The organism is Pseudomonas sp. GW821-FHT09C08 (assembly GCF_059418125.1).
The window spans coordinates 276,467-300,450 of record NZ_JBWKPG010000002.1; the positions used below are offsets into that span (position 1 = coordinate 276,467).

The 23,984-nt window shown below is 61.5% G+C and carries 23 protein-coding genes; 18 read left to right on the forward strand and 5 right to left on the reverse strand.

Translation table 11 applies throughout. From position 1 onward, the window contains the following. Positions 1–180: 180 nt before the first annotated feature. From prfB to AC07OJ_RS07920, 8 genes are all read left to right on the forward strand, one after another. Positions 181–1,276, forward strand: a protein-coding gene (gene prfB / locus AC07OJ_RS07885; protein ID WP_098465888.1) for a peptide chain release factor 2 whose coding sequence is annotated in 2 segments (ribosomal slippage) — positions 181–252 and positions 254–1,276 — 1,095 coding nt in all. Because the reading frame shifts where the segments join, the coding sequence is not laid out codon by codon here. 93 nt (positions 1,277–1,369) lie between these two features. Beyond that, positions 1,370–2,869, forward strand: a complete 1,500-nt coding sequence (gene lysS / locus AC07OJ_RS07890; RefSeq protein WP_106804979.1) for a lysine--tRNA ligase — start codon at positions 1,370–1,372, stop codon at positions 2,867–2,869. 152 nt (positions 2,870–3,021) lie between these two features. Continuing rightward, positions 3,022–3,738: a TetR/AcrR family transcriptional regulator gene (locus tag AC07OJ_RS07895; protein WP_065903180.1), complete on the forward strand. Its 717-nt coding sequence runs from the start codon at positions 3,022–3,024 to the stop codon at positions 3,736–3,738. A 123-nt stretch (positions 3,739–3,861) separates the two neighbouring features. Beyond that, on the forward strand, positions 3,862–4,410 hold the full coding sequence (locus tag AC07OJ_RS07900) for a hypothetical protein (RefSeq protein WP_495094347.1): 549 nt from the start codon (positions 3,862–3,864) through the stop codon (positions 4,408–4,410). Positions 4,411–4,430: 20 nt separating this feature from the next. Continuing rightward, entirely contained in the window at positions 4,431–5,708 is a 1,278-nt protein-coding gene (locus tag AC07OJ_RS07905) for a flavohemoglobin expression-modulating QEGLA motif protein (protein WP_065903174.1), read from the forward strand. Positions 5,709–5,846: 138 nt separating this feature from the next. After that, positions 5,847–6,752: an alpha/beta hydrolase gene (locus AC07OJ_RS07910; protein WP_106804977.1), complete on the forward strand. Its 906-nt coding sequence runs from the start codon at positions 5,847–5,849 to the stop codon at positions 6,750–6,752. After that, positions 6,749–7,075 carry a PA3694 family proteiin gene (locus AC07OJ_RS07915; protein ID WP_064054946.1) on the forward strand — a complete coding sequence of 109 codons (327 nt, stop codon included), beginning with the start codon at positions 6,749–6,751 and terminating at the stop codon, positions 7,073–7,075. Before AC07OJ_RS07910 ends, AC07OJ_RS07915 begins: the two co-directional genes overlap by 4 nt. A gap of 30 nt (positions 7,076–7,105) precedes the next feature. Continuing rightward, positions 7,106–7,600 (forward strand): hypothetical protein, encoded by a 495-nt coding sequence (locus tag AC07OJ_RS07920; protein ID WP_495094348.1) that lies wholly within the window; start codon positions 7,106–7,108, stop codon positions 7,598–7,600. A gap of 393 nt (positions 7,601–7,993) precedes the next feature. On the opposite strand, the gene lptF is transcribed toward AC07OJ_RS07920, so the two are convergent. The 3 genes from lptF to AC07OJ_RS07935 all read right to left on the reverse strand — a co-directional run bounded on the left by lptF (position 7,994) and on the right by AC07OJ_RS07935 (position 9,879). Next, positions 7,994–8,779: a lipotoxin F family OmpA-related lipoprotein LptF gene (lptF, locus tag AC07OJ_RS07925; RefSeq protein ID WP_065903166.1), complete on the reverse strand. Its 786-nt coding sequence runs from the start codon at positions 8,777–8,779 to the stop codon at positions 7,994–7,996. 55 nt (positions 8,780–8,834) lie between these two features. Then, a complete protein-coding gene (locus tag AC07OJ_RS07930) occupies positions 8,835–9,245 on the reverse strand; it encodes a DUF4398 domain-containing protein (protein ID WP_177343934.1) in 411 nt (136 codons plus the stop codon). 289 nt (positions 9,246–9,534) lie between these two features. Next, positions 9,535–9,879: a pilin assembly protein gene (locus tag AC07OJ_RS07935; protein ID WP_065903159.1), complete on the reverse strand. Its 345-nt coding sequence runs from the start codon at positions 9,877–9,879 to the stop codon at positions 9,535–9,537. 185 nt (positions 9,880–10,064) lie between these two features. On the opposite strand from AC07OJ_RS07935, the gene ppc reads away from it, so the two are divergent. From ppc to AC07OJ_RS07970, 7 genes are all read left to right on the forward strand, one after another. After that, on the forward strand, positions 10,065–12,710 hold the full coding sequence (ppc, locus tag AC07OJ_RS07940; RefSeq protein WP_495094349.1) for a phosphoenolpyruvate carboxylase: 2,646 nt from the start codon (positions 10,065–10,067) through the stop codon (positions 12,708–12,710). Between the two features lie 279 nt (positions 12,711–12,989). After that, entirely contained in the window at positions 12,990–13,637 is a 648-nt protein-coding gene (adk, locus tag AC07OJ_RS07945) for an adenylate kinase (RefSeq protein ID WP_065903153.1), read from the forward strand. An 89-nt stretch (positions 13,638–13,726) separates the two neighbouring features. Next, positions 13,727–14,413, forward strand: coding sequence for a tRNA (adenosine(37)-N6)-threonylcarbamoyltransferase complex dimerization subunit type 1 TsaB (gene tsaB / locus AC07OJ_RS07950; protein ID WP_495094350.1), 687 nt, complete (start codon positions 13,727–13,729; stop codon positions 14,411–14,413). A gap of 160 nt (positions 14,414–14,573) precedes the next feature. Continuing rightward, positions 14,574–14,876, forward strand: a complete 303-nt coding sequence (locus tag AC07OJ_RS07955; RefSeq protein WP_065903149.1) for a hypothetical protein — start codon at positions 14,574–14,576, stop codon at positions 14,874–14,876. Next, positions 14,876–15,736 (forward strand): DUF72 domain-containing protein, encoded by an 861-nt coding sequence (locus AC07OJ_RS07960; RefSeq protein WP_120447770.1) that lies wholly within the window; start codon positions 14,876–14,878, stop codon positions 15,734–15,736. The genes AC07OJ_RS07955 and AC07OJ_RS07960 overlap by 1 nt, the downstream gene beginning before the upstream one ends. Before the next feature lie 27 nt (positions 15,737–15,763). Then, positions 15,764–16,591 carry an isocitrate lyase/PEP mutase family protein gene (locus tag AC07OJ_RS07965; protein WP_065903145.1) on the forward strand — a complete coding sequence of 276 codons (828 nt, stop codon included), beginning with the start codon at positions 15,764–15,766 and terminating at the stop codon, positions 16,589–16,591. A 27-nt stretch (positions 16,592–16,618) separates the two neighbouring features. Beyond that, the gene (locus AC07OJ_RS07970) at positions 16,619–17,293 is read left to right on the forward strand and encodes an extensin-like domain-containing protein (protein ID WP_495094529.1); all 675 of its coding nucleotides are present in this window, start codon (positions 16,619–16,621) and stop codon (positions 17,291–17,293) included. 2 nt (positions 17,294–17,295) lie between these two features. On the opposite strand, the gene AC07OJ_RS07975 is transcribed toward AC07OJ_RS07970, so the two are convergent. Beyond that, entirely contained in the window at positions 17,296–17,916 is a 621-nt protein-coding gene (locus tag AC07OJ_RS07975; protein ID WP_106804973.1) for an energy transducer TonB, read from the reverse strand. 96 nt (positions 17,917–18,012) lie between these two features. Here AC07OJ_RS07975 and AC07OJ_RS07980 point away from each other — a divergent pair, with 96 nt between their 5' ends. Next, positions 18,013–18,795: a class I SAM-dependent methyltransferase gene (locus tag AC07OJ_RS07980; RefSeq protein WP_065903133.1), complete on the forward strand. Its 783-nt coding sequence runs from the start codon at positions 18,013–18,015 to the stop codon at positions 18,793–18,795. Positions 18,796–18,866: 71 nt separating this feature from the next. On the opposite strand, the gene AC07OJ_RS07985 is transcribed toward AC07OJ_RS07980, so the two are convergent. Beyond that, positions 18,867–19,502: a TetR/AcrR family transcriptional regulator gene (locus tag AC07OJ_RS07985; protein ID WP_106804972.1), complete on the reverse strand. Its 636-nt coding sequence runs from the start codon at positions 19,500–19,502 to the stop codon at positions 18,867–18,869. A 93-nt stretch (positions 19,503–19,595) separates the two neighbouring features. Here AC07OJ_RS07985 and AC07OJ_RS07990 point away from each other — a divergent pair, with 93 nt between their 5' ends. Together AC07OJ_RS07990 and AC07OJ_RS07995 are read left to right on the forward strand one after the other, a co-directional pair. After that, positions 19,596–20,696: an efflux RND transporter periplasmic adaptor subunit gene (locus AC07OJ_RS07990; protein ID WP_495094351.1), complete on the forward strand. Its 1,101-nt coding sequence runs from the start codon at positions 19,596–19,598 to the stop codon at positions 20,694–20,696. A 6-nt stretch (positions 20,697–20,702) separates the two neighbouring features. Continuing rightward, positions 20,703–23,768 (forward strand): efflux RND transporter permease subunit, encoded by a 3,066-nt coding sequence (locus tag AC07OJ_RS07995; protein ID WP_495094352.1) that lies wholly within the window; start codon positions 20,703–20,705, stop codon positions 23,766–23,768. Positions 23,769–23,984: the final 216 nt, after the last annotated feature.

Below are 23,984 nucleotides of genomic sequence, written 5' to 3' on the forward strand. Positions count from 1 at the left end.
CAGCGCCTACACGTATCCGCTTTTGATCCAACCCCTCAGGTCGGCTTTCGGGCACACCGGGCCCAGGCAAGGTGCCGAGTGGTGGGGCAAGAGCCCTTTTCGCCCAGCGGGCTGCCGCTCCCCCCCGTTTATCGTTATACTCGTCGGCTTTCAAAAGTTCGCCAACGAGTGCTGCCCGCCATGGAAATCAACCCGATCCTTAACACCATCAAGGACCTGTCCGAGCGCTCCGAAACTATTCGGGGGTATCTTTGACTACGATCAAAAGCATGAGCGTCTGACCGAAGTCAATCGCGAGCTTGAAGATCCGAGTGTCTGGAACAAACCTGAATACGCCCAGGAACTGGGCCGCGAGCGCGCTGCGCTGGCGCAGATCGTCGATACGCTCGACGAGCTGAACACCGGTCTGGCCGATTGCCGTGACCTGCTGGACATGGCCGTCGAAGAAAACGACGAAGGCGCAGTGGGCGATGTCGTCGCCGAGCTGGCCCGTCTCGAGGAAAACCTCGCCAAGCTTGAATTCCGCCGCATGTTCAGCCATGAAATGGACCCGAACAACGCCTACCTGGACATCCAGGCCGGCTCCGGTGGCACCGAAGCCCAGGACTGGGCCAACATCCTGTTGCGCATGTACCTGCGCTGGGCTGACAAACGCGGTTTCGACGCCACCATCATGGAGCTGTCGGCCGGTGAAGTCGCCGGTATCAAGGGCGCGACTGTGCACATCAAGGGTGAATACGCCTTTGGCTGGTTGCGGACCGAGATCGGCGTGCACCGCCTGGTGCGCAAGAGCCCGTTCGACTCCGGCAACCGTCGCCACACCTCGTTCTCTGCGGTGTTCGTCTCGCCAGAGATCGACGACAAGGTCGAAATCGAGATCAACCCGGCCGACCTGCGGATCGATACCTACCGTTCCTCCGGTGCCGGTGGCCAGCACGTAAACACCACCGACTCGGCCGTGCGTATTACCCACGTACCGACCAACACCGTGGTCAGCTGCCAGAACGAACGTTCCCAGCACGCGAACAAGGACACCGCCATGAAAATGCTGCGGGCCAAGTTGTACGAGCAGGAAATGCAGAAGCGCAACGCCGCGTCCCAGGCGCTGGAAGACACCAAGTCGGATATCGGCTGGGGCCACCAGATCCGTTCGTATGTGCTCGATGCCTCGCGGATCAAGGATCTGCGCACTAACATCGAACGCAGCGACTGCGACAAGGTGCTCGACGGCGATATCGACGAATACCTGGAAGCCAGCCTGAAATCAGGCCTGTAACAGGCTCCATACCGCGATCCCTGTAGGAGCCGGCTTGCCGGCGATCCCCGGCCGCAGGCCGGGGACAACGAACCAGATGGAATATTTAAAGACATGAGCGACCAACAACTCGACCAGGCCCTGCAACAGGAAGAAAACTCCCTGATCGCCCTGCGCAAGGAAAAGCTTGCTGCCGAGCGCGCCAAGGGCAATGCCTTCCCCAACGACTTCCGCCGCGACAACTACTGCGATGCCTTGCAGAAACAGTACGCGGACAAGACCAAGGAAGAGCTGGCTGAGGCTGCGATTCCGGTCAAGGTGGCAGGTCGCATCATGCTCAACCGTGGCTCGTTCATGGTGATCCAGGACATGACCGGTCGCATCCAGGTCTACGTCAACCGTAAAACCCTGTCCGAAGAAACCCTGGCCTCGGTGAAGACCTGGGACATGGGCGACATCATCGCCGCCGAAGGCACCCTGGCGCGTTCCGGCAAGGGCGACCTGTATGTCGAAATGACCAACGTGCGCCTGCTGACCAAATCCCTGCGCCCGCTGCCGGACAAGCACCACGGCCTGACGGACACCGAACAGCGTTACCGCCAGCGCTACGTCGACCTAATCGTCAACGAAGACGTGCGCCAGACTTTCCGCGTGCGTTCGCAAGTCATTGCGCACATTCGCAGCTTCCTGATGAAGCGTGACTTCCTCGAAGTCGAAACCCCGATGCTGCAAACCATCCCGGGTGGTGCCGCAGCCAAGCCGTTCGAAACCCACCACAATGCGCTGGACATGGAAATGTTCCTGCGTATCGCGCCGGAGCTGTACCTCAAGCGCCTGGTGGTTGGCGGCTTTGAAAAGGTGTTCGAGATCAACCGCAACTTCCGTAACGAAGGTGTTTCGACGCGCCACAACCCTGAATTCACCATGTTGGAGTTCTACCAGGCGTACGCCGACTACGAAGACAACATGGACCTGACCGAAGAACTGTTCCGCGAGCTGGCACAGCTGGTCCTGGGCAGCACCGACGTGCCGTATGGCGACAAGGTGTTCCACTTCGGCGAGCCGTTCGTGCGCCTGTCGGTGTTCGACTCGATCCTCAAGTACAACCCGGAGCTGACCGCTGACGACCTGACCGACATCGACAAGGCCCGTGCCATCGCCAAGAAAGCCGGCGCCAAGGTGCTGGGTTTCGAAGGCCTGGGCAAGCTGCAGGTGATGATTTTCGAAGAACTGGTGGAGCACAAGCTGGAACAGCCGCACTTCATTACCCAGTACCCGTTCGAAGTGTCGCCGCTGGCTCGTCGCAACGACGACAACCCGAACGTCACCGACCGTTTCGAGCTGTTCATCGGTGGGCGCGAAATCGCCAACGCCTACTCCGAGCTTAACGACGCGGAAGACCAGGCGGAGCGCTTCATGGCCCAGGTGGCCGACAAGGACGCCGGCGATGACGAAGCCATGCACTACGACGCTGACTTCGTGCGCGCCCTGGAATATGGCATGCCGCCGACCGCGGGCGAAGGCATCGGCATCGACCGCCTGGTGATGTTGTTGACCAACTCGCCGTCGATCCGCGACGTGATCTTGTTCCCGCACATGCGGCCACAAGCGTAAGCGTAGCGAAATCCGAAGCCGCCTTTTATAAGGCGGCTTTTTTATGCGGCATTAACAAGCGTCAAGCAAACAGCGCCAGGGGATCGTTCCCGTGCCCTGCGTGGGAATGCACACCGTGACGCCCCGCGTCACTCTAATAAGGAAGATCAGTCGTGAACCGCGTAACCGCTCAAGAAGGCGCCGCCGGCATTGCCGCTGCCGTGGCTGAAAGCGTCCAGTACCAGGGCCGCAAGGCCAGCCGTCGGGGCAGCGAGCAACGCAGGCAAGACATTCTCGACGCGGCCATGCGCATTGTGGTGCGCGACGGCGTGCGGGCCGTGCGCCACCGGGCGGTGGCGGCGGAGGCGGGGGTGCCGTTGTCGGCAACCACCTACTACTTCAAGGATATCGATGACCTGCTCACCGATACCTTCGCCCAATACGTGGAGCGCAGCGCTGCCTTCATGGGCAAGTTGTGGGTGCGCAACGAAGGCCTGCTGCGCGAGATGGTCGCCTATGGCGATGGCAGCCCGGCGTCGCGCTCACAGCTGGCCGATGACATTGCGCGACTGACTGCCGACTACGTCATGCGCCAACTCAGCAATCGCCGTGAACACCTGATGGCCGAGCAGGCCTTTCGCCAGGAAGCCTTGCTCAACCCGCGCCTGGCGGAGTTGGTGCGCTCCCACCAGCAGATCCTGTTGCAGGGCACCGGGCAGTTTTTCCAGGTATTGGGCTCCCGCGAGCCGCAACAGGATGCCAAAGTGTTGACGGCGATAATCAGTCGGATGGAATATCAGGGCCTGCTGGGCGGCGCAGAGCCTCTGACCGCTGACGAGATGCTTGAGATTCTCAAGCGCTACATGCATTTGGTCCTGGCCTCGGTCTAGCCTCATGTGGGCGCTGGCTTGTCGAATCGTCGCACCGCTGCGATAGCATCACCGCGGTTTATCTGAAGCACCGCGGGGCCTGTATCGCAGGCACGCCAGCTCCCACACTTTATGGAGTATGCAATGAAAGCCTGGCGTGTCGCGGTCATCGCTCTGTCGTTCCTGTTGCTCAGCGGTTGCCTGGTGACTTTCAAGGACCCGCTGCCGGCCCGGGAAGCCGCGCCGGATGAACTGCTCGGCCAATGGACGAGCAAGAATGCCTGGGGCGAACCGCTCAACCTGCACATCACCCACGCCGGCGAGCACCGTTATAAAGCCGTGAGCTACCCTACAGCCAAGCCGGGCCAGCGCGATGAGTACCTGTTTACGGTCTCGCGGCATGGTAGTCGCTGGTACCTGTCGGCGCGGTTGCCGGCCAAGCTGGGTGGCAATTACATCCTCGCGGGATTCGAGTTCGATGAAAAACACGAATTGGTGGTCTACAACCTCGACCTCGAGCAGATCCATCAGGCGATCGGCCAGCGCGCCTTGCACGGCAGCACCGTGGAGACCGTCGAAGGCGCCGGCGTGCGGGTGGACAGCCCCATGGACCAGGTGTTTGCCTACCTGGATGACCCGGCCAATGCCGATGTGTTCGTTGAAGCCGTGCGCTACCAGCGCGCGGGCAAATAACGTTTAAAGAGGAAGTAGCGGTGGACGATTACCAGCAGACGATACGCACCTTGTCTGATCGCATTGTGCTGGCGCAAACACCGATTCGCGTCCTCGACGCGGTGAAATGGGACGAAAACATTCGCCAGGGATTTCTCAAGGCCAAGGGCAAGGAACTGCCCGCCGTGGACCGCGACTATTACCTCAACCGGCCGCTGTCGTTCGATTCCAGCGCGGTGAAGCTGGAGTTCCAGAACATCGAGCGTGACATCACGCGCCGCCTCGGCCAGTTCAGCCCGGTGGGGCAGATCATGCGCCGCATGTGCAAGGAGTACCGCATGGTGGTGCGCATGCTCGAGGCCCGTGGCACCGAGGACTTTGGCCTGATCTCCCAGGAGCTGTACGGCGCCGCCTCCGATGCCTTTCACGCCGGCGACCCGACCCTGGCGGACCTGGGCCTGATGCTCTCCGACTACCTGAACAACATCGACGGGCGTGGCGACCTCAAGGACGAAGCCAAGACCCTCACCGCCAAGGACGCCGTGGCGCTGCTGCAAACCCGCCTGAACCGGGTGTTTGGCGAGGCCGAAGAGACCATCCGCGTGTTCGAGTCCGACGGTATCGTCGCCGATGCAGCGGCGGGCGCCGACTACATCAAGATCCGCGCCGACGCGATGTTCAACGAGCGCGACGTGCGTGCGCTGGAAGTGCATGAAGGCCTGGTGCACGTCGGCACCACGCTCAATGGCCAGAACCAGCCAATTTGCACCTTTCTGTCCAAGGGCCCGCCGTCGTCCACCGTGACCCAGGAAGGCCTGGCGATATTGATGGAGATCATCACCTTCGCCTCCTACCCGAGCCGCCTGCGCAAGCTCACCAACCGCACCCGCGCCATCCACATGGTGGAAGAGGGCGCCGACTTCCTGCAGGTGTTCGAGTTCTTCCGTGAGCAGGGTTTTGAGATGGCCGAAAGCTACGGCAACGCCAGTCGCGTATTCCGTGGCTCGGTGCCGACCGGTCTGCCTTTCACCAAGGACTTGTCCTACCTGAAAGGCTTTATCATGGTCTACAACTACATCCAGCTGGCCGTGCGCAAGGGCAAGCTGGAACAAGTGCCGCTGCTGTTCTGCGGCAAGACCACGCTGGAAGATATGCGCACCCTGCGCCAGCTGGTGGACGAGGGCCTGGTGGTGCCGCCCAAGTACCTGCCCGAGCAGTTTCGCGACATGAATGCGCTGGCGGCGTGGATGTGCTTCTCCAACTTCCTCAACCACTTGAGCCTGGACCGGATCGAGGCGGATTACTCGAATATCCTTTAACACCGATCTAGCTGTAGTTGGCGGCTTGCCGGCGATGGCTGCAGGAGACCGAGTTGCCTGCATCGCCGGCAAGCCGGCTCCTGCAGCGTTTCGGCGTTATTCAGATGTGTTGTTTAACTACTCACGAGGCTTCAACGGATGAGAATCCTCGGCATTCTATGCCTGCTACTCACATTGAACGGCTGCAGCTCACTGCTGTTCTATCCCGAGCCCGGCCTGCCGTTCACGCCGGAAAAAGCCCACCTGGACTACCGCGACGTCACAGTCACCACCGCCGACGGGGTCAAGCTGCATGCCTGGTGGCTGCCGGCCAAGCCCGGCGTGCCGCTCAAGGGCACAGTGCTGCACCTGCACGGTAACGGCGGCAACCTGGCCTGGCACCTGGGTGGCAGTTGGTGGTTGCCGGAGCAGGGCTACCAGGTGCTGCTGCTGGACTATCGCGGTTATGGGCTGTCGCAGGGCAAGCCGTCGTTGCCGGCGGTCTATCAGGACGTGGATGCTGCCTTCAGCTGGCTCGACCAGGCCCCCGAAACCCGGGGCCAGCCGCTGATCGTCCTCGGGCAAAGCCTCGGCGGCGCGCTGGCGGTGCATTACCTGGCGGCCCACCCGGAACGACAGGCGCAGCTCAAGGCCCTGGTGCTGGACGGCGTGCCCGCCAGTTATCGTGACGTAGGACAATTCGCCCTGAGCACCTCCTGGTTAACATGGCCGTTTCAGGTGCCGTTGTCCTGGCTGGTGCCCGATGGCGACAGTGCGATCCGCGCCATGCCGCAACTGACCGGTGTGCCCAAGCTGCTGTTCCACAGCCTGGATGACCCGATTGTGCCGGTGGCCAACGGCATCCGCCTGTACCAGGCCGCGCCGCCGCCTCGAGTGTTGCAGTTGACGCGCGGTGGCCACGTGCAGACCTTTGCCGACAAGACCTGGCAAACCGTGATGCTGCGTTACCTGGATGACCCGCAGCACTTCAACGGCCTGCGTCGCCTGGGCGAAATCCCGAATTATCCCGATTCTAAAGTTGATTCATCAGAGAGCCCGCAATGAGCGAAGAACGCAACATGATCCCGCTGATCCTCACCGGCATCGGCACCATCATCGGTACTGTCGGCTGCCTGTGGTACTACGGCTACCTGCACTTCGCCAAGCCGGAAGATGCGCTGCTGCTCAGCGATTTCACCCTGCTCAAGACCGTGCCCGGCGAAGACTACAAGATCTCGCTGACCCCGGCCGCGCAGGTGGCGCAGTGCGTCGACGGCGTGCTGGTGATGTTCGACACCGAGCAAAAAGGCTTGAGTGGCGTGCTGGTCAATAACAAGAAGCAGGCGGTACGTTGCCTGGGCCAGGAAACCCCGCAACTGCAGCAGTGACCTGGCACATCGCCCCGTGGGAAAACGCCATTGAACCTGGCGATTAGTCCCTTGCTGCATGTGCGACCCGTTGCTGACCGGAACCATCTTTATTTACCGGCCACAGACTATGGACTGATCGGAGCGACTGATCAGTCCATTTCTTTAGTCAGTCTGGAGTCAGCGATTATGGTAGATAGTATCAGCCGTGTACCGGTTTCAAGGGATCTGTCCGGCGTTGATGGCGGTCAGGGGACCCAACAAGGTTCCGAACTTGATAACTTAAAAAACCAACTTAAACAACAAGAGCTAAAAGCTTCCCAGGGCAGGCAGGGAGGTGGGGGGGCCGGCGGCGGCATCGAAGATGAAATTGAAAAGCTGAAGAAAAAGATTGCAGAGCTTGAAGGTAAACAGGGCGCTCAAGGTGCGCAGGGCAATCAAGGTGCACAAGCCGGTCAAGGCTCACAAGACAATCAAGGTGGCTCACAGGGCGGAGGCCAAATCCAGGCGTCCGACTACCAGCCTTCCGGAAAAGTCGAAGCCTGATTGCCCACTTCTGGAAAGCCCGCCCGTCATGGGCGGGGTTTGGTCACCGACCGGTCGATAACGCTGGGCCAGCACTGAGCCAAGATTTTTTGGAACCATATCGCGTAAGGCGCCACACAAAGCGGTGTAACTTACTCAGATCAGGGCCGAGAAAGTGGCGATAATTGCAAATCCTGTACCTCCCGTACATCCGGCAAATCCTGAAAGTCAGGCATTTCGCAACCTGCTGAATATGAGCCGGTGCCATGTAGATCTTGAGCGGCGGACTGCACAGGACCAGAAACAGGACCAGAAGATGAAGATGCCGGACGAGGACACACACCGTCCTATCCAGTTTGGCAATCCATAAAAAAACCCACCGTAAGGTGGGTTTTTTTATCCAGCATCAGGCCATCAGTTCGCGACGGACGAACGTGGTTTGACTGGCTGGTTGTCGTTGGAGATGGTCACTTCGACGCGGCGGTTCATGGCACGGCCCGATACGCTGCTGTTATCGGCAACCGGGTATTCCTTGCCATAGCCCTGGGTCACGATGCGCGAGATGTCCACGCCTTGCTGAGCCAGTGCACGCTGCACGGAAGCTGCACGACGCTCGGACAGGCTCTGGTTGTACGAGTCGGAACCGGTGCTGTCGGTGTAGCCTTCGACGATCACTTTGCGGTCCGGGTTGTCGCGCAGGAACTGCGCCAGCTTGGTGATGTTCACCAGGCCGCTGGATTTCAGGTCGGACTTGTTGGTGGCAAACAGCACGTCACCGAAAGTGACCAGCGTACCGCGATCGGTCTGCTTGGCATTCAGGCTGTCCTGCAGTTGCTTGATCTGCGCGTCACGGGCTTGCAGCAGCGCGCGAGCACGTTCGTCGCCGGCGTTTTTCAGCTTGGCTTCGGATTCGCGCAGCACGATGGTGTCTTTCGCCACTTCAACGCGCTGGTTGGTCAGGTAGGCCAGTTGGTCGACTTTCTTCTGGTCTTCCTTGTCGCGGTAGGCCTTGTCAGCCTTGTCCAGCCAGTCCTGGGCGTCCTTGGTTTCCAGCGCCGCTACCTTGGTGGCATTCGGGTTGGCTTGCAGGGCCGAGAAGTTGGTCCGTGCATTTTCCAGGTTCGCGTTCGGCGGGGTGGAGCACGCCGCCAAGGCAACGCTCATCGCCAGCAGGGCAGGGATCATCAATTGTTTACGCATAGTCGTGTCGTCCTTTCAATTCGATATCGGGTGCATTGCAATCAGGGGCGGCGGCTTATTGCTGCTTGATAACAGCCGGGCGCATGCCTTCCTGACGCAGCTCCTGAACAGCTTTCTGGGAGTCCTTCACAGCCTGTTCGGCTTTGGCGGCCTGGGCTTTACGCTCAGCGACGCGAGCGTCCCACTCGGCTTGTTCAGCCAGGCGACGGGCTTCGTCGTAGTTCTTGTCGTGCATGGCAATCTCGGCTTGCTTGAGCTTGTCCTGGGCCGACTTCATTTCTACGGCTGCGTACTCGGTGCCGCCGGCGCTGACAGCGCTGTTCACCGCCGATTGGGTAACTGCGTACTGCTCGGTCGGCGGGTTGCCGGCGCAGCCAGCCAAAACGAAGCTGGTGCCGATTGCCAGCGCGGCCAACTTGAGCCCGCGCAGATGGTTAAACGAGGATTTGGCAGTGCTGGTCTTCATCGTCTTCAACTCCATTGGGTAACTCCTGAAAAACATCAAAATCCATGTCACTGGTCAGCGGTCCGGGGCCCGGCGGTAAAGCACGAAAAGCCCTTTCAAACGGCCGTTCCAAGTGATGGCTTACTGGCTGTGACCGGAGGCTTTTTTCAAAAGTTCAGAAGAGATGGCGATTTGCCTAAAAAAATAACTGACTGAATGGTCAGCCTGAAAAACTTGGAACTTTTGCCGCGCGCGGAGGTAGGTCGGGCCCGTGAAGGGCCCGGATTACAAGGGGAAGAAGGGGGTGGGGTCAGTGTTTCTGCTCGTCCGAACTGCTCGACATATCGTGCAGATAGCGTCGCGACAGCGTCAGGAAACGTGGGGTAGGGCCGACGTCTTCGTAGAGCGGGTCGCCCTCTTCATCGGTGGCAACCACCTGCTGTCCCTTGATATAGGGAAAGCTGGCTTCCAGCTCTTCGAGGGCGGCGCCGATCAGCTCGCCGAGCAGTTCTTCGGTATGGCGCTTGGGGTACATTTCCGCGATGGCCGCCAGCCTTGCGGCGGACTCCACATCCAGATGGATGGCGTACTCGGTCTTGGTCAAGCGACCCTTGGCGTTCTCTTCCCAATGCTGGGCCAGTTCTCGGATTTTCATGGCAACCTCAATAAAGCCCGCGATGGCAGGCGGTGATGAGTGTCCAGCCGCGTGCGTGGATAAACGCAGGCGACTCACAGTTGAGACTAGCTGCAAGTCACAAGGTTTAAAGTCTTGTCATAAACCGATGCTGGCGGCACTCTGGAAAACCTGCGCGTCCCGGATTTCTGGCTGGAGATTGGCTGATGAGTGATATCGATGCACGCTTGCGTGAGGATGTTCACCTCTTGGGTGAGCTGTTGGGCAACACCATTCGAGAGCAGTACGGCGATGATTTTCTCGACAAGATCGAGCAGATCCGCAAGGGCGCCAAGGCCGACCGGCGTGGCGCGGTCGCGGAGAAAGCCGCGGGCGATGAACTGAGCGCCAGCCTCAATCAGTTGAAGGAAGACGAACTGCTGCCCGTCGCGCGGGCCTTCAACCAGTTTCTCAACCTGGCCAATATTGCCGAGCAGTACCAGCTGATTCACCGGCGTGATGAGTCGCAACCAGCGCCGTTCGAATCCCGGGTGCTGCCGGAGTTGCTGGCGCGCCTGCAAAGCGAAGGCCACAGCAACGAGTCCCTGGCCCGCCAGTTGGGGCGCCTGGAGATCGAGCTGGTCCTCACCGCCCACCCGACCGAAGTGGCGCGCCGCACCCTGATCCAGAAATACGATGCGATTGCCGCGCAGCTGGCATTGCAGGATCACCGCGACCTCACCACCGCCGAGCGCGAGCAGATCCGCCAGCGCCTGCAGCGCTTGATCGCCGAAGCCTGGCACACCGAAGAAATCCGCCGCACTCGCCCCACGCCGGTGGACGAGGCCAAGTGGGGCTTTGCGGTGATCGAGCATTCTCTGTGGCATGCCATCCCGAATTATCTGCGCAAGGCTGACCAGGCCTTGCACGCCGCTACCGGCCTGCATTTGCCCCTGGAGGCGGCGCCGATTCGGTTTGCATCGTGGATGGGGGGCGACCGCGACGGCAACCCGAATGTCACCGCGCCGGTCACCCGCGAAGTACTGCTGCTGGCGCGCTGGATGGCGGCCGATCTGTACCTGCGCGATATCGATCACTTGGCGTCGGAATTGTCGATGCAGCACGCCAGCGCGGCGTTGCAGGCCAAGGTCGGTGACAGCGTCGAACCGTACCGTGCGCTGCTCAAGCAATTGCGCGAACGCCTGCGCGCCACGCGCAGTTGGGCGCATGCCTCATTGACGACCAGCACCCCGGCGCCGGCCGACGTGTTGCAAAACAACCGCGACCTGCTCGACCCGCTGGAGCTGTGCTACGAGTCGCTGCACGAATGCGGCATGGGCGTGATCGCCGATGGTCCGCTGCTCGACTGCCTGCGCCGCGCGGTGACTTTTGGTCTGTTCCTGGTGCGCCTGGACGTGCGCCAGGACTCCAGCCGGCATTCGGCGGCCATGACGGAAATCACCGATTACCTCGGCCTCGGTCGTTATGAAGACTGGGACGAAGAGGCACGCATCAGTTTCCTGACCAAGGAGCTGGGCAATCGCCGCCCGCTGCTGCCGGGGTATTTCAAACCGTCGGCGGACACGGCCGAGGTGTTGAATACCTGCAAGGAAATCGCCGCCGCGCCGGCGGCGTCGCTGGGTTCCTACGTCATCTCCATGGCCGGCGCCGCGTCGGACGTACTCGCGGTGCAACTGTTGCTGAAAGAGTCGGGCGTGCAACGGCCGATGCGCGTGGTGCCGCTGTTCGAAACCCTGGCTGACCTGGATAACGCCGGGCCGGTGATGGAACGCCTGCTGCAACTGCCGGGCTACCGCGCCCGTTTACAGGGCCCGCAGGAAGTGATGATCGGTTATTCGGACTCGGCCAAGGACGCCGGCACCACCGCCGCAGCCTGGGCGCAGTACCGGGCGCAGGAACGCCTGGTGGATATCTGCCGCGAGCAACAGGTGGAACTGCTGTTGTTCCATGGCCGTGGCGGCACGGTCGGGCGCGGTGGCGGCCCGGCTCACGCGGCGATCCTGTCGCAGCCGCCGGGGTCGGTGGCGGGGCGTTTCCGCACCACTGAACAAGGCGAAATGATTCGTTTCAAATTCGGCCTGCCGGACATTGCCGAGCAGAACCTCAATCTTTACCTGGCAGCGGTGTTGGAAGCGACGCTGTTGCCGCCGCCTCCGCCGGAACCGGCCTGGCGCCATTTGATGGACGAATTGGCGGCGGATGGTGTCAGCGCTTACCGCGCGGTGGTGCGGGAAAATCCGCAGTTCGTCGAGTATTTCCGCCAATCCACACCGGAGCAGGAGCTCGGTCGCTTGCCCCTCGGCAGTCGTCCGGCCAAGCGTCGTGCCGGTGGCATCGAAAGCCTGCGCGCCATCCCGTGGATCTTCGGCTGGACCCAGACCCGCCTGATGCTGCCGGCATGGCTCGGCTGGGAAGCAGCGTTGAGCAAGGCGCTGGAGCGCGGCGAAGGCGAACTGCTCGGGCAGATGCGGGAGCAGTGGCCGTTCTTCCGGACCCGCATCGACATGCTCGAAATGGTCCTGGCCAAGGCGGATGCCGACATTGCGCGGCTGTATGACGAGCGCCTGGTGCAGCCGGACCTGTTGCCATTGGGCACGCACTTACGCGACCTATTGTCGCAGGCGTGCACGGTGGTGCTTGGCCTGACCGGCCAGTCGCAACTGTTGGCCCATAGCCCCGACACCCTGGAGTTCATCCGCCTGCGCAACACCTACCTTGACCCCCTGCACCTGCTGCAGGCTGAGTTGCTGGCGCGCTCGCGCCAGCAGGAAGCGGCGCAGGACAGCCCTCTGGAACAGGCGCTGCTGGTGTCTGTGGCCGGTATCGCCGCCGGTTTACGCAACACCGGTTGAGGTTTTACGCGTGTTCTCAAAGGCTTGCAGATGAAGTACGCCAGCCGCCAGAAAATGGGCGGTTGGCGTTTGCACGGCCGGGTTGCACTCAGGCACACCCCACCTATGGTGCATGTATGGCGCGGGTTCTTGCGACTTTCGGCGGCTTGTGTGCTTAGGGTCTGCTGTGTATCTTGATCAGCCTTTGGCCGTTTGTGCGGCCCGAATCCTATTTTTACGAGATTGGCCCCACGCGGCGAATCCGAGCGTCATCTCTATAAAAAATTGAGGAGCACATCGATGCGCGTCATTCTGCTGGGAGCTCCCGGGGCCGGTAAAGGTACTCAGGCAAAGTTCATCACTGAAAAATTCGGCATTCCACAAATCTCCACCGGTGACATGCTGCGCGCTGCGGTAAAAGCAGGCACCGAGCTGGGCGTCAAAGCCAAGGGCATCATGGATGCCGGCGGCCTGGTGTCCGATGACCTGATCATCGCCCTGGTCCAGGACCGTATCGCGCAGCCAGATTGCGCCAAGGGTTTCCTGTTCGACGGTTTCCCACGCACCATTCCCCAGGCTGAAGCCTTGGTGACGGCTGGTGTCGAGCTGGATGCCGTGGTCGAAATCGCCGTTGAAGACGAAGAAATCGTCCAGCGTATCGCCGGTCGTCGCGTTCACGAGGCCTCGGGCCGCGTGTACCACACCGTCTACAACCCGCCCAAGGTTGAAGGCAAGGACGATATCACCGGTGAAGACCTGGTGCAGCGCAAGGACGACACCGAAGAAACCGTGCGTCATCGCCTGTCGGTCTACCATTCCCAGACCAAGCCGCTGGTGGATTTCTACCAGAAGCTGTCTGCTGCCCAAGGCAAGCCGAAGTACAGCCACATCCCTGGCGTCGGCTCCGTGGAAGCGATCACCGCCAAGGTGCTGCAAGCCCTGAGCTGATCAATCGCTCGGCTTCACAGTAACGGCCCGCTTGCGGGCCGTTGTTGTTTATACTGGCGCACTTTTTTTCGACTTGGACACCTACACCGATGAGCACCCTGCTGGCCCTGGACACCGCGACTGAAGCTTGCTCCGTTGCCTTGCTGCACGATGGCAAAGTAACGAGCCACTACGAGGTGATCCCACGCCTGCACGCGCAGAAGCTGTTGCCGATGATCAAGCAACTGCTCGAAGACGCCGGCACGACCCTGGCTGCCGTGGATGCCATCGCCTTCGGCCGTGGCCCCGGTGCATTTACGGGCGTGCGGATCGCCATCGGCGTAGTCCAGGGCCTGGCGTTTGCTCTCGAGCGCCCGGTGTTGCCGGTCTCCAACCTGGCGGTGCTGGCGCAGCGTGCCTTGCGTGAGCACGGCGCACGGCAGGTGGCGGCGGCGATTGATGCGCGCATGGATGAAGTCTATTGGGGCTGCTACCGCGAAACCGCTGGCGAAATGCGCCTGGTTGGCGTGGAGGCCGTGCAGTCGCCGGAATCAGCGGCATTGCCAAGTGACGCCAGTGGCGACTGGTTCGGCGCTGGCACCGGCTGGGGGTATGGCGAGCGTATCGCGGTGCCGCTGGTGGGCCAGGACGCCATACTGTTGCCCCATGCCGAAGACCTGCTGACGCTGGCACGCTTTGCATTCGAGCGGGGCGAGGCGATTCCTGCCGACCAGGCGGCCCCGGTGTACCTGCGCGATAAGGTCGCGCAAACCAAGGCTGAGCGCGGGATAATTTGACGTCAAAAATGCTGGCAATTTGGGACTAAAGTCGCCAATCGTCAGAATTTGCCGGCGTTTTTAAACCTTTTACAAATTATGTGTTCTAGTTATCACCAGAGCATTTGCGCGCTACGGATTGCGCCACTAAAATGCCATCACCGATACCGAGTTCGCATCGATGCGTATAGACGGCTTTTCCTCACAGTCCTACCCCATCAAGCGCAAGCCACGTAAGGCGAACGTCACGGTAGACGAGTCCGTCGAGGATTCGCCGGACTTCATCGAAGTCCAGTCTGAAGCATCATCCAGCCAGCAAGGCCCTGCAGGTGCCCGCACCAGCGGCCTTCCGGCCCGTCAGCAAGACATGGTCTTCCCTCGCTCCATGAGCAAAAGCGTCGCCACCGCCCTGGCCAGCTACCTGACCACCGCCGGTTTTGTCGAATGGGATATGGAAGTGCTGGGCCTCGACATCCACATCTGATGCGCCTGCCTTATTTCATCGGTTGCCCGTCCTGGAGCGAAAACGCCTGGCGCGAGTACCTGTACCCCGTCGATGCCCGTTCCAGCGACTACCTCGCGCTGTATTCCCAGGTCTTCAACGCCGTTGAAGGCAATACGACCTTTTACGCCCGACCCTCGGCCGCCACTGTGCAGCGCTGGGCTGAAATCATGCCGGATGATTTTCGCTTCACCGCTAAATTTCCCGGTGACATCAGCCACGGCGGCGACCTGCGTGAGCAGTTGCCGGCGGCGGAAAGTTTCGTCGGGCTGATGAGTCCGCTGGGTGAGCGCGTCTCGCCGCTGTGGCTGCAACTCTCGGCCAGCTTTTCGCCGCAACGGCTGGGCGAGCTGGCGGGTTTTATCGATGCGCTGGAGCGGCCGCTGGCGGTCGAAGTGCGGCACCCGGAGTTCTTCGCCAAGGGCGATGCCGAGCGCATGCTCAACCGTCTGCTGCGCGACCGCGGGGTCGAACGCATCTGTCTCGACCCGCGTGCATTATTCAGTTGCACCTCCACCTCAGCCGCCGTGCTGCATGCTCAATCGAAAAAGCCCAAGGTGCCAACACGGCCTGCGGCACTGACCCAGTTTCCCCAGGTGCGTTTTATTGGTCATCCGGAGCTTGAGGCCAATGACCCGTTCCTGATCCCGTGGGTGGAAAAAATCGCCGGCTGGATTGAAGAAGGCCGCACCCCCTACGTGTTCCTGCACACCTCGGACAACCGCCTGGCCGCGCAATTGGCCCTGCGCTTTCACGCCAAGCTGATGGCGCGTTTGCCCGGCCTGCCGGCGTTGCCGACCCTGCATCGAGAACCCGCAGCGGAGCAACTGGGGTTACTCTAGGGCTCCTTTTTCCGCCAGGAGTCAGTCATGGATGCCCAAACCCTTCGCGCCGAAACCTTCAAGGCCTTGCATGAGCGCGACCGCGCGTTTGTGATGCCCAACCCGTGGGATGCAGGCTCGGCGATCATGCTCGCCAGCCTCGGCTTTGAAGCCCTGGCCACCACCAGCGCAGGTTATGCCTTCAGCCTGGGGCGGCCGGATGCCGAAGGGGCACTGTCGCTGGAAGACACACTCGCCAATGCCGGCGTGATTGCCCGGGCGACCACGCTGCCGGTGGCGGCCGACCTGGAAAACGGCTTCAGCGACACGCCCGACGGCTGCGCCCAGACCATTCTGCGTGCGGCTGCCAGCGGGATCGTCGGTGGCTCCATCGAAGATGCCACCGGCATTGCTGTCGACCCGATCTATCCCTTTGATCTGTCCGTAGAGCGTGTGGAAGCTGCAGTCGCCGCTGCACGCAGCCTGCCATTCCCGTTCATGCTCACCGCCCGTGCGGAAAACCTCCTGCATGGTCGCCTGGATTTGCCTGACACCATCCGCCGGCTGCAGGCCTACGCCGAAGCCGGTGCCGATGTGCTGTATGCGCCCGGCCTGCGCAGTGCCGAGGACGTACTGGCGGTGGTCAAGGCCGTCGCGCCCAAGCCTGTGAATGTGCTGATGTCCGGTGGGTTGAAACTGAGCGTGGCGCAATTGAGCGAAATGGGCGTCAAGCGCATCAGCGTGGGCTCGGCCATGGCGTTGGCGGCGTATGGCGAGTTCTACCGGGCCGCGCAGGAAGTCTATTCGTCGGGCACGTTTACCTTCACTGAACGCTCGATGCCCTACAGCCAGGCGACGCAATTCTTCAAGGACTGACCCGTGCGTTTTTTTACCGTGGTGGGGATGCTGCTGTTGTTGGCCGGCGTAGCGGTGCTGGGTGTCTGGCGCGGCTGGGTGCCTTTACCGGCGGAGTGGAACCCCTGGGCGCCGTTGGATGTGCGTGCCGCCCCGAACCTGCTGACGCGGTTCAAGCTCGGGCGGTTGCAGGATGATCCCGCGCTGTGCGACCAGGTACTGAAAACGTCCGGCCTGCGCGTCAGCCATCAAGCGGATACACCGGCCGATGCGGCGTGCCCACTGCGCAATGTGCTGCGCGTGCAGGGTGCCGACGTGGGCTTGAGCAGCAGTTTTCTCGCCAGTTGCCCGTTGGCCGTGGCGTTTGCACTGTTCGATCGCCACAGCCTGCAACCGGCGGCCCAGGCGGTGTTTGGCCAGGCGGTGACGCGGGTCGATCACTTGGGCAGCTTCGCTTGCCGCAACATGTATAACCGTGCCGAAGGGCGACTCAGCCAGCATGCGTCGGCGAATGCCGTGGATATCGCCGGCTTTCGCCTGGCAGACGGGCGCAGCATCAGTGTGCTCAAGGATTGGCCGGGAGAGGGCGACGCTGCGCGCTTTTTGCGCCAGGTGCGCGAGGGCGCCTGCAACGATTTCAATGTGGTGTTGAGCCCGGACTACAACGCCGCGCACCGCAACCATTTCCATCTGGACATGGGGCGCTGGTGGGTGTGTCGCTAGGTTTACGCGGCCAAGCGCAGGTTGTGGGTGATCAGTGGGCGAGCCCAGTAGTAATCGAAATCCAGGGCTTTTTGCTGCGCCACCAACTCCTCTTCGGGGTACGGCGTGGCGGCCGGCGGCAACAGGTCCAGTTCGAACTCGGCAATCGGCAAGTGCAGTGGCCGTGGCTCAGGCGCCGGGCCTGGTTCGGGCAGTGGCTGGCCGGCGGTCAGCACGATCGGGCGGACCCAGCCGCTCTCGAAATTCTGCTGGCGTTGCTGGGCGACGATTTCTTCCGGTGGGAACGGGGTTGCCGGCGGTGGCAGCAACTCGGTTTCAAATTCGGCAATCGGCAGGAACAGCGGCTCAGGCGGGGCGATTTCGGTGTCTTTCACCTCGCATTCACGCTGGGTCAGAATCTGCGACAACAGGTCGGCACCTTCGCTGGGCTCGACCGCCGGGTCCAGCGGCTCAGGCGCCTTGGCGGCGAGCGCGTCCGGCGTCTCACCGAGCTGCTCGGCCAGCGCGCGGGCAAAGAAGTCCTGCCACACATGACTCACCCCGGCCAGCGCTTGAGTATTGCGCAGGCCGTAGTGGTTATGGGTCGGCAGTACACCGATGGTTAGGGGAAGAATGTCTGACATTTTTCTCGGTCGACGCTCAGCTCTGGCAAAATACCTGACTGTTGTTTTTATCGGCCGACTTTTGCCGATCCTTAATATTTTTGAGCGTAGTGATTGATGAGCGAACAACCCGCGGCCAGCCGCATCCAGGTCGAGGCCTTGGCCGAAGGTTTCAAGGACCGCGCCGCGCAGTGGGCTGCGCTGCTTGGCTTGCCGTTGCAGCTGGACGAGGCGGACTTTTCCCTGCAGGTTGGCGAGCAGGGCCTGCAGCTGCAACAGCTAGGCCCTGACGCACCGGGGCCAGTGCGCGTGGACTTCGTGGAAGGCGGTGCTGCTCATCGCCGGTTATACGGCGGCGGCAGCGGCCAGATGATTGCCAAGGCGGTGGGCATCGCCCAGGGCGTGCGTCCGCGCGTGCTGGATGCCACGGCCGGGCTGGGCAAGGACGCGTTCGTGCTGGCCAGCCTCGGCTGCGAGATGAGCCTGATCGAGCGCCAGCCGTTGATCGGCGCCTTGCTCGAAGACGGCCTGGCGCGCGCTGCGCAGGATTTTGACGTGGCGCCAATCGTGGCGCGCATGACCTTGCTCAAGGGCAATTCCATCGACGTGATGCTCAACTGGCAAGGCGAGCCGCCCCAGGTGATCTACCTCGACCCGATGTTTCCCCATCGTGAGAAAACCGCCCTGGTGAAGAAGGAAATGCGCTTGTTCCGTCCACTGGTCGGCGATGATCCGGACGCCCCGGCGTTGCTCGCTGCCGCCCTGGCCCTGGCCAGCCACCGCGTGGTGGTCAAGCGTCCACGCAAGGCACCGTGCATCGACGGGCCCAAGCCGAGCCATGCGCTGGATGGTAAGTCCAGCCGGTATGACATCTATCCCAAGAAGGCGCTCAAGCCTTAAGCCTTCATTGACCTGGAGGGGCCCTATCGCTGGCAGGCCAGCGATAGGACCGGTCAAGACAACACAGCGCTTCAGGCCCGGTAAGCGCGCATAAACAACCCCACCACCTCCTGCACATGCGCTTCGGCGTCTGCTTCGCTCAAGTGTCCGCCGCAGCCATACAACAAGCAGAAATTCGCCGTGCCCTTGAGCAGGCAGAAGAAGTGTTCGGCTGCCCTGAAGGGTTTGTCGATGGCCAGGGCGCCGCTCTGGTCGATCCTGCTCAGCAGTCGCTCCATGCCTTGCAGCATGCGCATGGGCCCGGCCTCGAAGAAGATCTGTGAGAGTTTCACGTCCTGATTGCCGGTGGTCATCATCAGGCGATGCAGGTTCACCGATTCCTCGCTGTTGATCAGCCGATGGAACCCCCGCGCGATATTCAGCAACACCGTCTCCACCGGCAGCCCTTCAGGCAGTTCGAAATACATCACCGGCAATTGTTCTTCGCACGTGGCCACCACGGCAGCGGTGAACAGGGTTTCCTTGTCGGTGAAGTGGCTGTAGACGGTCAGCTTCGACACGCCGGCTTCAAGCGCCACGGCATCCATGCTGGTGCTGGCGTAGCCATTGCTCAAGAACAGGGTCTTCGCTGCCGAGAGGATAGCCTGGCGTTTTGCCATGTCCTTGGGACGCCCGGGGCTATTGGTGTTTACACGATTGTCGGACATTTTCACCTTTAATACTGGACTGGTGAGTTTGGTATTAATAACATACCGGCCAGTATAATTATTCCTAGCTCCATTTGCGAAAGGTCCTTCAGCATGCGCAGTACTTTCCTGCCCCTTGCGTTGCCTGCCAGCTTGGTCTTCCTGTTGGCCGCCTGCGGCCATGAAGAAGCGGCCCAGACCACCCTCCGCCCAGCCATGGTGGTGCAGCCGCAGCCATCGGCGCAGGCGACCGACAGCTACCCGGGTGAAGTGCGTGCCCGCTACGAGCCGGACCTGGCCTTTCGCATCGGCGGCAAAGTCAGCAAACGGCTGGTGGAGGAGGGCGAGCGCGTCAAGGCCAACCAGCCGCTGGCGGAACTCGACCCGCAGGACGTGCGCCTGCAACTGGAGGCCACCCGCGCCCAAGTGGCCGCTGCCGAGGCCAACCTGAGCCTGGTGCGCGCCGAGCGGGATCGCTACAAGACCCTGATGGACCGTCAGATGGTCAGCCGCTCCCAGTACGATAATTCCGAAAACCTTTACCTATCCGGTGAAGCGCGCCTCAAGCAAATCAAGGCCGAATTCGACGTGTCCAGCAACCAGGCCGGGTACGCCGTGCTGCGTGCGCCCCAGGATGGTGTGGTCGCCAAGCGTGCAGTAGAAGTCGGCCAGGTGGTGTCCGCCGGGCAGACGGTGTTCACCCTGGCCACCGATGGCGAGCGCGAAGTGCTGATCAGCTTGCCGGAGCAAGGGTTCGGCCGCTTCAAGATTGGCCAGCCGGTGTCGGTCGAACTGTGGAGCCAGCCGGACCAGCGTTTCGCCGGGCGCATTCGTGAGCTGTCACCGGCTGCCGATCCCAAGTCGCGCACCTTTGCTGCCCGCGTCGCCTTTACCGGTGGCAAAGTCCCGGCCGAGTTGGGTCAGAGTGCCCGGGTCTTCATACAGGCCGACGGCGTAATTCCGTTGTCGGTACCGCTGTCTGCCCTCAGTGCGGAGAACGGTGAGTCCTACGTCTGGCGTGTACAGCCGGACAATACCCTCAAGCGCACCCCCGTGCGCATCGGCGCCTTCGGTGAAAAGACCGTCCCGGTGCTGGAAGGCTTGAGCCCTTCTGATTGGGTGATAGCTGCCGGTGTGCATGTGCTCCACGAGGGCCAGCAAGTGCGCCCGGTGGATCGCTCCAACCGTGTGGTGAATCTGGCGGCCAAGGAGTAGTCCCCGATGGCTTTCAATCTTTCCGAATGGGCGCTGCGTAATCGCCAGATCGTACTGTTCCTGATGATCTTGCTGGCGGTGGTCGGCACCTTGTCCTACACCAAGCTGGGACAAAGCGAAGACCCACCGTTTACCTTCAAGGCCATGGTGATCAAGACCGACTGGCCCGGTGCCACGGCCCAGGAAGTTTCACGCCAGGTGACCGAGCGTATCGAGAAGAAACTCATGGAGACCGGCGACTACGAGCGCATTGTCTCGTTCTCGCGTCCCGGCGAATCCCAGGTCACCTTCATGGCCCGCGACTCCATGCACTCGGCGCAGATTCCCGAGTTGTGGTACCAGGTACGCAAGAAGATCAGCGATATTCGCCAGACCCTGCCGCCGGATATCCAGGGACCGTTTTTCAATGATGAATTCGGCACCACCTTTGGCAACATCTACGCGCTGACCGGCGATGGTTTTGACTACGCCGTGCTCAAGGACTACGCCGATCGCATCCAGATTCAGCTGCAGCGCGTGCCGGATGTGGGCAAGGTCGAGCTGCTGGGCCTGCAGGACGAAAAGATCTGGATCGAGTTATCCAACCTCAAGCTCGCCACCCTCGGCCTGCCATTGGCGGCGGTGCAGCAGGCGCTGCAGGAACAGAACGCGGTGTCCACCGCCGGGTTCTTTGAAACACCGAGCGAGCGTGTGCAACTGCGGGTATCGGGCAACTTCAAGACGGTGGACGAGATCCGCGCTTTCCCGATTCGGGTGGGTGATCGCACCTTCCGCATCGGCGATGTGGCCGACATTCACCGCGGCTTCAACGACCCACCGGCACCGCGCATGCGCTACATGGGCGAAGACGCCATTGGCCTGGCCGTGGCCATGCGTGATGGTGGTGACATCCTGGTGTTGGGCAAGGCACTGGAAGGCGAATTCGCACGCTTGCAGAAGAACCTTCCTGCCGGCATGCAACTGCGCAAGGTGTCGGACCAACCGGCAGCGGTGAAAACCAGTGTCGGCGAATTCGTCCAGGTCCTGGCTGAGGCCCTGGCGATTGTTTTGCTGGTGAGTTTCTTCTCCCTCGGCATTCGCACGGGCATGGTCGTGGCGCTGGCGATTCCGTTGGTGCTGGCGATGACCTTTGCCAGCATGTATTACCTTGGCATCGGCCTGCACAAGATCTCCCTCGGTGCGCTGGTATTGGCCCTGGGTTTGCTGGTGGACGATGCGATCATCGCCGTGGAGATGATGGCGATCAAGATGGAGCAGGGCTACGACCGTCTTAAAGCCGCGAGTTTCGCCTGGACCAGCACGGCGTTCCCGATGCTCACCGGCACGTTGATCACGGCGGCGGGCTTTCTGCCCATCGCCACCGCACAGTCGAGTACCGGTGAATACACTCGTTCGATCTTCCAGGTGGTGACTATTGCGTTGCTGGCCTCGTGGGTCGCTGCGGTGGTGTTCGTGCCGTATCTGGGGGAAAAGCTCCTGCCGGACCTGGCGAAAATTCACGCAGCCAAACATGGCGCCGATGGTCCTGATCCCTACGGCACGCCGTTCTATCAGCGCGTAAGACGTTTGGTGGAGTGGTGCGTGCGCCGGCGTAAAACCGTGATCGTCCTGACGCTGCTGCTGTTTATCGGCTCGGTGGCACTGTTCCGTTTTGTCCCGCAGCAGTTCTTCCCGGCCTCGGGCCGTCTGGAGCTGATGGTCGACTTGAAACTGGCCGAAGGCACCTCCCTGAGCAACACCGCCGATCAGGTCAAGCGCCTGGAAGCCCTGCTCAAGGAACATGCCGGCATCGATAACTATGTGGCCTACGTCGGTACCGGCTCGCCGCGTTTCTATCTGCCATTGGACCAGCAGCTGCCGGCGGCCAGCTTTGCGCAGTTCGTGGTGCTGGCCAAGACCATCGAGGAGCGCGAAAGCCTGCGCACCTGGCTGATCGAAACCCTCAACGAACAATTCCCCGAGCTGCGCTCCCGTGTCACGCGCCTGGAAAACGGCCCGCCTGTGGGCTACCCGGTGCAGTTTCGCGTGACCGGTGAACATATCGAAGAAGTCCGCGCCCTCGCACGCAAAGTGGCGGCCAAGGTGCGCGAAAATACCCACGTGGTCAATGTGCACCTGGACTGGGAAGAGCCGAGCAAAATCGTCTACCTCAATATCGACCAGGACCGCGCCCGCGCCCTCGGTGTGAGCACCGCCAACCTGTCGAAATTCCTCCAGAGTTCACTCACCGGTTCCAGCGTCAGCCAGTTCCGCGAAGACAACGAGTTGATCGAAATCCTCCTGCGCGGCACCGTGCATGAGCGCACCGAGTTGTCGCTGCTGCCGAGCCTGGCCGTGCCGACCGACAACGGCAAAAGCGTGGCGCTGTCGCAGATTGCGACCCTTGAGTACGGCTTTGAGGAGGGCATCATCTGGCACCGCAACCGTCTGCCGACGGTGACCGTGCGCGCTGATATCTACGGCAAGGAACAGCCGGCGACGCTGGTCCAGCAGATCCTGCCGACCCTTGAAGAGGTGCGCGCCGAACTGCCGGATGGCTACTTGCTGGAAGTCGGCGGCACCGTTGAAGACTCTACCCGCGGGCAGAACTCGGTGAAGGCTGGCGTGCCGCTGTTCATCGTGGTGGTGCTGACCTTGCTGATGCTGCAGTTGCGCAGTTTCTCACGCACGGCGATGGTGTTTCTTACAGCGCCTCTGGGATTGATCGGTGTGACGCTGTTCCTGCTGGTATTCCGCCAGCCTTTCGGGTTCGTGGCCATGCTGGGCACCATCGCGTTGTCGGGGATGATCATGCGTAACTCGGTGATCCTGGTGGACCAGATCGAACAGGACATCAAGGCCGGGCTGGCGCCGTGGCAGGCGATCATCGAAGCCACCGTGCGACGTTTCCGCCCGATTGTGCTCACGGCCCTGGCGGCGGTACTGGCGATGATCCCGCTGTCACGCAGTGTGTTCTTCGGGCCGATGGCCGTGGCGATCATGGGCGGGCTGATTGTGGCGACGGCATTGACGTTGCTGTTCTTGCCGGCGCTGTATGCGGCGTGGTTCCGGGTGAGGAAGGATGTCGTGTAGGCCTCAGAGTGATTTGGCGCGCTGATTCGGAACCTTTTTCTCACGCGTGCCACACAAGGTTACCTGTCAGGCAGGTACTTTATTCGGTCGGTTTGATCGCGAAGATAAAGTTTCCATGACATTCATAGAGGCGGAAATCAGATGGTTGGCAATTTGTATATGTTAGTGGGTCATATATTGGGTGGACAGCTACCGCCAATGAGCCACAGTTGTGAC

Bases quoted from the DNA above. Each gene is read 5' to 3' on its own strand.
- lysS (WP_106804979.1), top strand. From the start codon at position 1,370: ATGAGCGACCAACAACTCGACCAGGCCCTGCAACAGGAAGAAAACTCC.
- AC07OJ_RS07900 (WP_495094347.1), top strand. From the start codon at position 3,862: ATGAAAGCCTGGCGTGTCGCGGTCATCGCTCTGTCGTTCCTGTTGCTC.
- AC07OJ_RS07910 (WP_106804977.1), top strand. From the start codon at position 5,847: ATGAGAATCCTCGGCATTCTATGCCTGCTACTCACATTGAACGGCTGC.
- AC07OJ_RS07915 (WP_064054946.1), top strand. From the start codon at position 6,749: ATGAGCGAAGAACGCAACATGATCCCGCTGATCCTCACCGGCATCGGC.
- lptF (WP_065903166.1), bottom strand. From the start codon at position 8,779: ATGCGTAAACAATTGATGATCCCTGCCCTGCTGGCGATGAGCGTTGCC.
- AC07OJ_RS07930 (WP_177343934.1), bottom strand. From the start codon at position 9,245: ATGAAGACCAGCACTGCCAAATCCTCGTTTAACCATCTGCGCGGGCTC.
- AC07OJ_RS07935 (WP_065903159.1), bottom strand. From the start codon at position 9,879: ATGAAAATCCGAGAACTGGCCCAGCATTGGGAAGAGAACGCCAAGGGT.
- ppc (WP_495094349.1), top strand. From the start codon at position 10,065: ATGAGTGATATCGATGCACGCTTGCGTGAGGATGTTCACCTCTTGGGT.
- adk (WP_065903153.1), top strand. From the start codon at position 12,990: ATGCGCGTCATTCTGCTGGGAGCTCCCGGGGCCGGTAAAGGTACTCAG.
- tsaB (WP_495094350.1), top strand. From the start codon at position 13,727: ATGAGCACCCTGCTGGCCCTGGACACCGCGACTGAAGCTTGCTCCGTT.
- AC07OJ_RS07955 (WP_065903149.1), top strand. From the start codon at position 14,574: ATGCGTATAGACGGCTTTTCCTCACAGTCCTACCCCATCAAGCGCAAG.
- AC07OJ_RS07960 (WP_120447770.1), top strand. From the start codon at position 14,876: ATGCGCCTGCCTTATTTCATCGGTTGCCCGTCCTGGAGCGAAAACGCC.
- AC07OJ_RS07965 (WP_065903145.1), top strand. From the start codon at position 15,764: ATGGATGCCCAAACCCTTCGCGCCGAAACCTTCAAGGCCTTGCATGAG.
- AC07OJ_RS07970 (WP_495094529.1), top strand. From the start codon at position 16,619: ATGCTGCTGTTGTTGGCCGGCGTAGCGGTGCTGGGTGTCTGGCGCGGC.
- AC07OJ_RS07975 (WP_106804973.1), bottom strand. From the start codon at position 17,916: ATGTCAGACATTCTTCCCCTAACCATCGGTGTACTGCCGACCCATAAC.
- AC07OJ_RS07980 (WP_065903133.1), top strand. From the start codon at position 18,013: ATGAGCGAACAACCCGCGGCCAGCCGCATCCAGGTCGAGGCCTTGGCC.
- AC07OJ_RS07985 (WP_106804972.1), bottom strand. From the start codon at position 19,502: ATGTCCGACAATCGTGTAAACACCAATAGCCCCGGGCGTCCCAAGGAC.
- AC07OJ_RS07990 (WP_495094351.1), top strand. From the start codon at position 19,596: ATGCGCAGTACTTTCCTGCCCCTTGCGTTGCCTGCCAGCTTGGTCTTC.
- AC07OJ_RS07995 (WP_495094352.1), top strand. From the start codon at position 20,703: ATGGCTTTCAATCTTTCCGAATGGGCGCTGCGTAATCGCCAGATCGTA.